Consider the following 7,776-nt stretch of genomic DNA (forward strand, 5'->3'; position numbering starts at 1 on the left):
TCAGCACTCGGGTTCCGCAACCTGACCAACTACATCGCCAGAAGCCTCCTCGAGACCGGCGGCTTCAGACCCCAACTACACCCCGGATTGTGAAGAGCCGGTTAAGGCACCGCGGGACGTCATACGTCCCGAAGCAGCGGACGTCCCGTCCGTATGACGTCCCGGAGGGGTCAGCGGGTCAGCCGCGGTCCAGGGCGACGGCCTCGGGGGTGTGCAGCCGGACCATGAAGCGGGCGACGTGGGCGGGGGCGGTACGCCGGGTGGCCAGCGAGACCGCGACCATGACCAGCAGCGCGAGGGGCACCGACCAGGCCGCGGGGCGGCGGAGCAGGACGTCGAGCCAGCCGTCGCTCTGGGCGGTGTAGAGCGTGAGCAGGGCGGCCAGCCCGGAGCCGAGGCCGCCGGTCAGCAACCCGGCCAGCGCCCCGGCGGTGGTGAGCCCGCGCCACCAGATGCCGAGCAGCAGCAGCGGGCAGAACGTCGAGGCGGCCACCGCGAAGGCAAGCCCCACCGTGGTGGCGACCCCGACGTCGGAGTCGCTGAGCGCCACGAGGGCCGGCACCACCACGGCGACGACCGCGCCGGCCCGGAAGCCGGTCACCCCGGAGAGCCGGCGGCCCCGGAACGGGCGGGTGAAGACGTCCTGGGAGAGCACGCCGGCGACCGCGATGGCCAGACCCGAGGAGGTCGAGAGGAACGCCGCGAAGGCGCCGCCGACCACCATCCCGGTCAGCACCTGACCGCCCAGCCCGCCGAGCATCAGGCCGGGCAGCTCCAGCACCAGGGAGTCCGAGCCGGCCGCGGCCAGCTCGGGGGCGTAGACGCGGCCGAGGGCGCCGTACACCGGCGGGATCATGTAGAAGAACCCGATCAGCACCAGCACCAGCAGCGTCGTGCGGCGCGCGGCGCGACCGTCGGGGTTGGTGTAGAAGCGCACGACCACGTGCGGGAGACCCATCGTTCCGAGGAACGTGGCGATGATGAGGGAGTAGGTGAGGTAGAGCCCCTGCGGACCACCGGCCGCCAGCGGGTCCGACCACGCGACGACGTCGCCGGGGAAGGAGTCGCCCGCGGGGCTGGCCGCTCCGGGGCGCCCGTCGCCGAGCCACACCACCAGCAGCACCGCGGCGGGGACGAGCAGGGCGGTGAGCTTGAGCCAGTACTGGAAGGCCTGCACCAGGGTGATCGAGCGCATCCCGCCGGCGGTGACGTTGAGCAGCACGACGACGCCGACGACCAGGGAGCCGAGCCAGTCCGGCCCGCCGACCGCGCTGGAGAGCGTGATGCCGGCGCCCTGGAACTGCGGCAGCAGGTAGAGCCACCCGATCCCCACGACCAGCAGCGAGCAGGCCCGGCGCACGGCGGTCGATCCCAGCCGGGCCTCGGCGAAGTCGGGCAGCGTGTAGGCGCCCGAGCGCCGCAGCGGCGCGGCGACGAGCACGAGGAGGACGAGGTAGCCCGCGGTCCAGCCGACGGGGTACCACAGCATGTCGGCGCCGAAGGTCAGCAGCAGTCCGGCGACCCCGAGGAACGACGCGGCGGAGAGGTACTCCCCGCTGATCGCCGACGCGTTCATCCGCGGTCCCACCGCGCGCGAGGCCACCATGAAGTCGCTGGTCGTGCGGGAGAACCGCAGCCCGTAGGCCCCGAGCGCCAGCGTCGCCACGGTGACCAGCACGATCGCGACGATGCCCGGCGCCGCGTCCACCCCGGTGCTCACGTGCTGCTCACCGCTCCACCTCGTCCATCAGCTCGGCGAAGGCGGCCTCGTTGCGCTCGGCGCGGCGGATGTAGCGCCAGGCCAGCACCACCAGGAACGGGTACGACGCCAAGCCCAGCACCAGCCACGCGACCGGCACGGGTCCGACGTGGACCGACGCCAGGCCCGGGAGCAGGTGGAACACCACGGGAAGCGACCCGATCGTCACGGTGAGCAGGGCGAGCGTCCGCACGGCCAGCCACAGCTGCTCGCGCAGCAACGACCCGACGTACACGCCACCGAGCCGGGTGTCCGCGTCGACCTCGCCCTTGCGTGCCATCGGCGGGCGACGGCGTGGCGGTCCGGTGATGCGGACCCGCTGCGGGGTCGGACGCTCGGTCACCTGGTCGCCTGGCCCGATGCCTACTGGCCGCGCCGCAGCAGCAGGTCGCGCAGCTCGCGCGTGTGGCGGCGGCTGACGACGAGCTCGGTGCCCTCGCCGACGACGACCGAGCAGCGGCCGGACTCCATGCGGACCTCGCCGACGTGGGGGAGCGCGACCAGCAGCGAGCGGTGGATGCGCAGGAAGCCCGCCGGTCGCCACTCCTCCTCCAGCGTGGAGAGCGGCGTGCGGACCAGGTGGGAGCCGGTGGGGGTGTGCAGTCGCGCGTAGTCGCCCTGCGCCTCGACGTGGGTGATGTCGCTGCGGTTGATGAAGCGCGTGACGCCCCCGAGCTCGACCGGGATCTGCACCTCCTTGGTGACCGCGGGGGCCTCGGACCCGCCGCCGATGCGGCGCACCGCCTCGGCCAGCCGCTCGGCGCGCACCGGCTTGAGGACGTAGTCGACGGCCTGCAGCTCGAAGGCCTCGACCGCGTGCTGCTCGTGGGCGGTGACGAACACGATCCGCGGCGGCTGCTTGAAGCGGCTGAGGATCTGGGCGAGCTCGAGACCGCTGAGCCCCGGCATCGAGATGTCGAGGAAGATCGCGTCGACCTCGGTCTCCTGCAGGGTCCGCAGCGCCTCGGTGGCCGCGGTGCAGGAGAGCGCCTCGCCGACGCGGGGGTCGCGCTGCAGCAGCCAGGTGAGCTCGTCGACGGTGGGCTTCTCGTCGTCGACGACGAGCACGCGCAGCCCGGCGCCGCTCGGCGCGGTCGTGGTCATCAGGCGTGCACCCCCGGGGCGAACTTGGGCACCCGGACGACGACCTTCGTGCCGGCCCCGGGAGCGGTCTCGACGACGAGACCGTACTCGTCGCCGTACACCGTGCGCAGCCGCCCGTCGACGTTGCCGAGGCCGACGGAGTCGACGCTGCGGTCGCCGGCCAGCACCCGCCGCACGTGGTCGGGGTCCTCGCCGAGGCCGTCGTCCTCGACCTCGATGAGGCACTCGTGGTCCTGGTCGCGGGCGGTGATGCGGATGTGGCCGCCGCCCTCGGCGCCCTCGAGGCCGTGGCGCACGGCGTTCTCGACCAGCGGCTGGATGCACAGGAACGGCACCGCGACCGGCAGCACCTCCGGCGCGATCGACAGCGTGACCTGCAGCCGCTCGCCGAAGCGAGCCTGCTCGAGCAGGAGGTAGCGCTCGACGGACTTCAGCTCCTCGGCCAGGGTCGTGAACTCGCCGTGGCGGCGAAAGGAGTAGCGGGTGAAGTCGGCGAACTCCAGCAACAGCTCGCGGGCGCGGTCGGGGTCGGTGCGCACGAAGCTGGCGATGGCCCCGAGGGAGTTGTAGACGAAGTGCGGGCTGATCTGGGCCCGGAGCGCGCGCACCTCCGCCTCCATCAGGCGGGTGCGAGAGGAGTCCAGCTCGGCGAGCTCGAGCTGGCCCGACACCCACTGCGCGACCTCCTCGGTCGCCCGGGCCAGGCCGGCGGTCGACACCGGCGCGAAGGCCTGGAGCGTGCCGACGACGCGGTCCTCCACGAACAGCGGGCTCACCACCGCCGTACGCGCGGGACACCCGGCCTCGACGCAGTGCAGGTCCTCCCGGCCGAAGGCCCGCGACCCGGTGCGCTCGAGGGTGGCCTGCACCAGCGCGGGCACCCGCTCGGCGTGGTGCTGGCCGGCGCCGTCCCAGGCCAGCAGGCCGCCGGTGTCGGTGAGCGCCACGGCCGAGGAGCCGAGCAGGGCGCGCAGGTGGCGTACGGCGCGCTCGGCGCTCTCCCGGGTCAGGCCCGCGCGCAGGGCGGGCGAGGCGAGCGCCGCGGTGTGCAGCGTGCGGAACGTCGCGCGGTCGGCGTCGGTGCCGAGGTGGGCGCGCCGCCACGGCCGCCAGGACCACCGCGTCGCACGCATCGGCTCAGCGGAAGTCGATCAGCAGCATGGCGGTGTCGTCGTCGAGGACCGAGGCCGGCGTGGCCTTGGCGACCTCGACGTCGATGCGCGGGATGCTCCCGGTCGTCACGAGCATGGGGGAGTCGTGCACCTCCGGTGCCGGCTCGGCGACCGCGTCGGGCGTGCCGGTGACGGTGGTGGCGCTGGCGGGGCGGGGCGCGCGCTCCTGCTCGACCATCCGGGCGCGGTAGCAGCGGGCGAGGTAGGGCAGCTGCATGCCGTCCATGCCGCGGCCGTAGTCGTCGTAGAACGCGCGCACCTCGGCGAGCTTGGCCTCGCGGCGGTGCTCGTCGAGGGTGGCGATGGTGCTGCGCGACAGCGCCAGGTCCAGCACGCTCTCGCGGTCGATGACCTGACGGTGCTTGAAGGTCTCCTCCTCGACCCAGCCGAAGAGCCCGCTGTGCTCGAGGGGGTCGGCGAGGTCGGTGCGCTGGTCCTGGTCGCCGAGCAGGGCGCCGAGGCGTCGCACCCACGGGACGCGCTCGTCGCGCTGGTTCCACACCAGGGCCAGGTGGCCGCCGGGGCGCAGGACCCGGTTGATCTCCGGGAGCGCGCGCTCCATGTCGAACCAGTGGAACGCCTGGCCGGCCACCACCACGTCGACGCTGCCGTCGCCCAGCGGGATGTCCTCCGCGCCGGCGACGCTCGCGCGCACCAGCGGCAACCGGGCCCGCAGCCGCTCCAGCATCGCGGCGTCGGGGTCGGTGGCGTGCACCTCGTGACCCAGGCCGACGAGCACCTCGGTCAGCTTGCCGGTGCCCGCGCCGAGCTCGAGGACGGTCGCGGGCTGCTCGCCCACCAGCCAGGCCGCCGCCTGGGTCGGGTACGACGGGCGGCCACGGTCGTAGGCGTCGGCGACCGACCCGAAGCAGCTCCTCGGGTCCGCGCCAGGCTGGAGGTCGGTCATCGGGCCAAGACTATGGGGTCGATAGCCTCCGGGACGTGAGCGCCGACCCGATGTCCTGGCTGGTGTCGCTCGAGGGAGTCCCGAGCGCGTTCACGGCGACCCGTGACGGCATCGACGCCCTGCTGCGCGACCGCGGCCTGCGGCGTACCACTCCCGAGCAGACCGCGACCTCGCTGCTGCGCGGGGCGCACGCCTCGGCGGTCCTGGAGGGGTCGACCTCGACCTTCGAGGAGGTCGCCGAGGGCGCCGGTGACGCGATCGCCGTCGACGCCGTGCGGGTGTCCACCGAGCTGCTGTCGCTGGTGCCGGTCCTGGGCCGGGCGCCGCTGCAGGCGCTGGCCCGCATCCACGCCGTCGCCTCGGCGAGCAGCCTCCCCGAGGAGCGCCGCGGCCGTCCCCGTGACGCCGCGTCGGCCGAGCGGCTGCGGTCGCTGTCCGACGCGCTGCTGGCCGAGACCGCGGCACCGGCACTGATGGTGGCCGCGCTCGCCCACGCCGACCTGGCCACCGCCGCGCCGTTCCCCAGCCACAACGGCATCGTCGCCCGCGCCGCCGAGCGGCTCGTGCTCGTCGCCCGCGGCGTCGACCCGGCCTCGTTGACGGTGCCGGAGGCCGGACACCTCGCGCACCGCGAGGCCTACGAGTCCAACCTGCGCGGCTACGCCTCCGGCGAGGACTCCGGCATCCACTCCTGGCTGCTCTACGCCCCCGAGGCCTTCGCCTCCGGCGCGGACGCCTCGCCGCTGCGCGGCTGATCCTCCCCACGCTCGCGACCGGTCCCGGACATGCTGGTGGCCCCCGGGGACACGCCCCGGAGGCCACCGCTGACACGAGACGCCGCCGGCTACCAGGCGTGCATCATCAACTTGCTGCCGCGGGAGCATCCCGACTCGACAGGCACCCTGTAGGAAGGGTCGATCGCCGCGTGGGTACCTCGGGCCTCGTGTACGTCTCTGGAGTTGTTGTATTCATGTGTACGCCGATGTGACGGGCGACACAACCCCTCCCGGCGAGTCTTGGTGTTGGTCGACCGGTCCACCCGCTGGAGGAGGTCGCGACCGGTGCGGACCAGGTGGCGCGGGGCGGCCGCACGTGGCAGGGACCGGCCGTCGAGAGGTTCTGCTGGCGGGGGAGGCCTCAGGCGCCGGTGGCGCGCTTGCGAGCGCCGGCCCACATCACCCCGCCGACCGCGACGGCGCCGCCGACGGCCAGCGCGGCCAACGTGGGCCGCGAGGGGACGGGCACCCGTGAGCGCAGCGCGACCGGCTTGTCGAACACCAGGACCGGCCACCCCTGCTCGATCGCGTGGCGGCGCAGGTCCTTGTCGGGGTTCACCGCGTGCGGGTGGCCGACGGCCTCCAGCATCGGGACGTCGGTGACCGAGTCGCTGTAGGCGAAGCAGTCGGCGAGGTCCCAGCCGCGTCGCTCCGCGAGCTCGCGGATGGCGGCGGCCTTCTCCTCGGCGTACATGTAGGTCTCGATCTCGCCGGTGTAGCGGCCGTCCTCCACCTCGAGGATCGTCGCGATGACGGAGTCGGCACCGAGCAGCTCACCGATCGGCTCGACGACCTCGGTGCCGGAGGCGGAGACGATGACGACCTCGCGGCCGGCGAGCTGGTGCAGCGAGATGAGGTCGACGGCCTCCTCGTAGACCAACGGGTCGACGATGTCGTGCAGGGTCTCGGCGACGATGTCGCGCACGGTCTGCACGTCCCAGCCGGCGCACAGCTGCGACATGAACTGGCGCAGCTTCTCCATCTGGTCGTGGTCGGCACCCCCGACGAGGTACATGAACTGCGCGTACGCCGAGCGCAGCACCGCGCGCCGCGAGATCAGACCGCCCGCCTGGAAGGGGCGGCTGAAGGCGAGGGTGCTCGACTTGGCGATGATCGTCTTGTCGAGGTCGAAGAAGGCCGCAGCCGGCATGGGTTCGAGCATACGGGCCGCGACCTCTCCACACCGGCGGTGTGTCGCGGCCTCCTCCACAGCCGGGCTCGTACGCCGCTGGACCGGCCGCTGCGCGGGACAGGCTGCCGGCATGGAGACACCCGCCGCCCCCGCTGCCGACCGCCCCGCCGAAGGTCAGTCAGTCCGCCCCGCTGACCGCGCCGCTGATCGCCCCGCCGTGCTGCTCGCGACCGCCGACCCGCTGCTGCACGCCGAGGTGCAGCGGCTGGCCGCCTCGGTCGGGGTGGGCATCGTGCCCGTGCCGGACGACGGTGGACTGCTGCGCCGGTGGCAGACCGCGCCGTTGGTGCTGCTCGGCGCCGACCGGCTGCGGGCGACCGCCGACCTGCGGCCGCCCAGGCGACCCGGGGTGGTGCTGGTGAGCAGCGGTCCGGTCGACCAGGCGCTGCTTCGACCCGCCCTGGACCTCGGGGTCGGCGAGGTGGCCGAGCTGCCGTCGGCCGGGGCGTGGCTGGCGACCGCGCTGGCCGACCTCGAGCACGCGACGGCTGACGGGCGGGTGGTCGGGGTGCTCGGTGGTGCCGGCGGTGCAGGGGCCACCACGTTCGCCGCGGCCCTCGGGCAGGTCGCCTCGCGCCACGACGCCACGCTGGTCGTGGACGCCGACGCGTGGGGGCCGGGGGTCGACCGGGTCCTCGGGCTCGAGCACGTCGACGGCGTGGGGTGGGAGCAGCTGGCCGGCTCGCACGGACGGTTGGCCGCCCGCGACCTGAGGGAGGGGGTGCCACGGCGCGGACGGCTCGGGGTGCTCACCTGGCGACAGGCCGCGGTGCCGCACCTGCCGGGCGCGGAGCAGGTCGCCGAGGTGCTGGCCGCGGCACGACGGGGCCACGACGTCGTGGTCGTCGACCTGCCGCGGCTCGGCG

At 74.0% G+C, this 7,776-nt stretch carries 8 protein-coding genes; 2 read left to right on the forward strand and 6 right to left on the reverse strand.

Annotated elements, in window-relative coordinates; all coding sequences use genetic code 11:
- Window positions 1-178: 178 nt before the first annotated feature.
- The 5 genes from A6R01_RS15455 to A6R01_RS15475 are packed head-to-tail and all read right to left on the reverse strand — an operon-like array spanning window position 179 to window position 4,942.
- Window positions 179-1,720, reverse strand: a complete 1,542-nt coding sequence (locus tag A6R01_RS15455) for a cation acetate symporter (RefSeq protein ID WP_292607696.1) — start codon at window positions 1,718-1,720, stop codon at window positions 179-181.
- A gap of 7 nt (window positions 1,721-1,727) precedes the next feature.
- Window positions 1,728-2,102: a hypothetical protein gene (locus tag A6R01_RS15460; protein ID WP_292607699.1), complete on the reverse strand. Its 375-nt coding sequence runs from the start codon at window positions 2,100-2,102 to the stop codon at window positions 1,728-1,730.
- Window positions 2,103-2,122: 20 nt separating this feature from the next.
- The gene (locus tag A6R01_RS15465; RefSeq protein ID WP_292607701.1) at window positions 2,123-2,863 is read right to left on the reverse strand and encodes a LytTR family DNA-binding domain-containing protein; all 741 of its coding nucleotides are present in this window, start codon (window positions 2,861-2,863) and stop codon (window positions 2,123-2,125) included.
- Window positions 2,863-3,996 (reverse strand): histidine kinase, encoded by a 1,134-nt coding sequence (locus A6R01_RS15470; RefSeq protein ID WP_292607703.1) that lies wholly within the window; start codon window positions 3,994-3,996, stop codon window positions 2,863-2,865. The genes A6R01_RS15465 and A6R01_RS15470 overlap by 1 nt, the downstream gene beginning before the upstream one ends.
- Window positions 3,997-4,000: 4 nt before the next feature.
- Window positions 4,001-4,942 (reverse strand): class I SAM-dependent methyltransferase, encoded by a 942-nt coding sequence (locus A6R01_RS15475; protein WP_292607705.1) that lies wholly within the window; start codon window positions 4,940-4,942, stop codon window positions 4,001-4,003.
- 35 nt (window positions 4,943-4,977) lie between these two features.
- Between A6R01_RS15475 and A6R01_RS15480 the strand changes: the two genes are divergently transcribed.
- A complete protein-coding gene (locus tag A6R01_RS15480) occupies window positions 4,978-5,697 on the forward strand; it encodes an oxidoreductase (protein ID WP_292607708.1) in 720 nt (239 codons plus the stop codon).
- A 382-nt stretch (window positions 5,698-6,079) separates the two neighbouring features.
- On the opposite strand, the gene A6R01_RS15485 is transcribed toward A6R01_RS15480, so the two are convergent.
- The gene (locus A6R01_RS15485) at window positions 6,080-6,868 is read right to left on the reverse strand and encodes an HAD family phosphatase (protein WP_292607710.1); all 789 of its coding nucleotides are present in this window, start codon (window positions 6,866-6,868) and stop codon (window positions 6,080-6,082) included.
- A gap of 112 nt (window positions 6,869-6,980) precedes the next feature.
- On the opposite strand from A6R01_RS15485, the gene ssd reads away from it, so the two are divergent.
- Window positions 6,981-7,776, forward strand: a 796-nt coding sequence (ssd, locus tag A6R01_RS15490) for a septum site-determining protein Ssd (RefSeq protein WP_292607713.1), incomplete at its 3' end; no start/stop codon positions are given.

It is taken from the genome of Nocardioides sp. REDSEA-S30_B4 (assembly GCF_001627265.1).
Lineage (GTDB): Bacteria > Actinomycetota > Actinomycetes > Propionibacteriales > Nocardioidaceae > Nocardioides.

What these genes read in the sequence shown, in the direction of transcription:
- A6R01_RS15485 (WP_292607710.1), bottom strand. Translation starts at nt 6,868, where the DNA reads ATGCCGGCTGCGGCCTTCTTCGACCTCGACAAGACGATCATCGCCAAG.
- A6R01_RS15465 (WP_292607701.1), bottom strand. Translation starts at nt 2,863, where the DNA reads ATGACCACGACCGCGCCGAGCGGCGCCGGGCTGCGCGTGCTCGTCGTC.
- A6R01_RS15470 (WP_292607703.1), bottom strand. Translation starts at nt 3,996, where the DNA reads ATGCGTGCGACGCGGTGGTCCTGGCGGCCGTGGCGGCGCGCCCACCTC.
- A6R01_RS15475 (WP_292607705.1), bottom strand. Translation starts at nt 4,942, where the DNA reads ATGACCGACCTCCAGCCTGGCGCGGACCCGAGGAGCTGCTTCGGGTCG.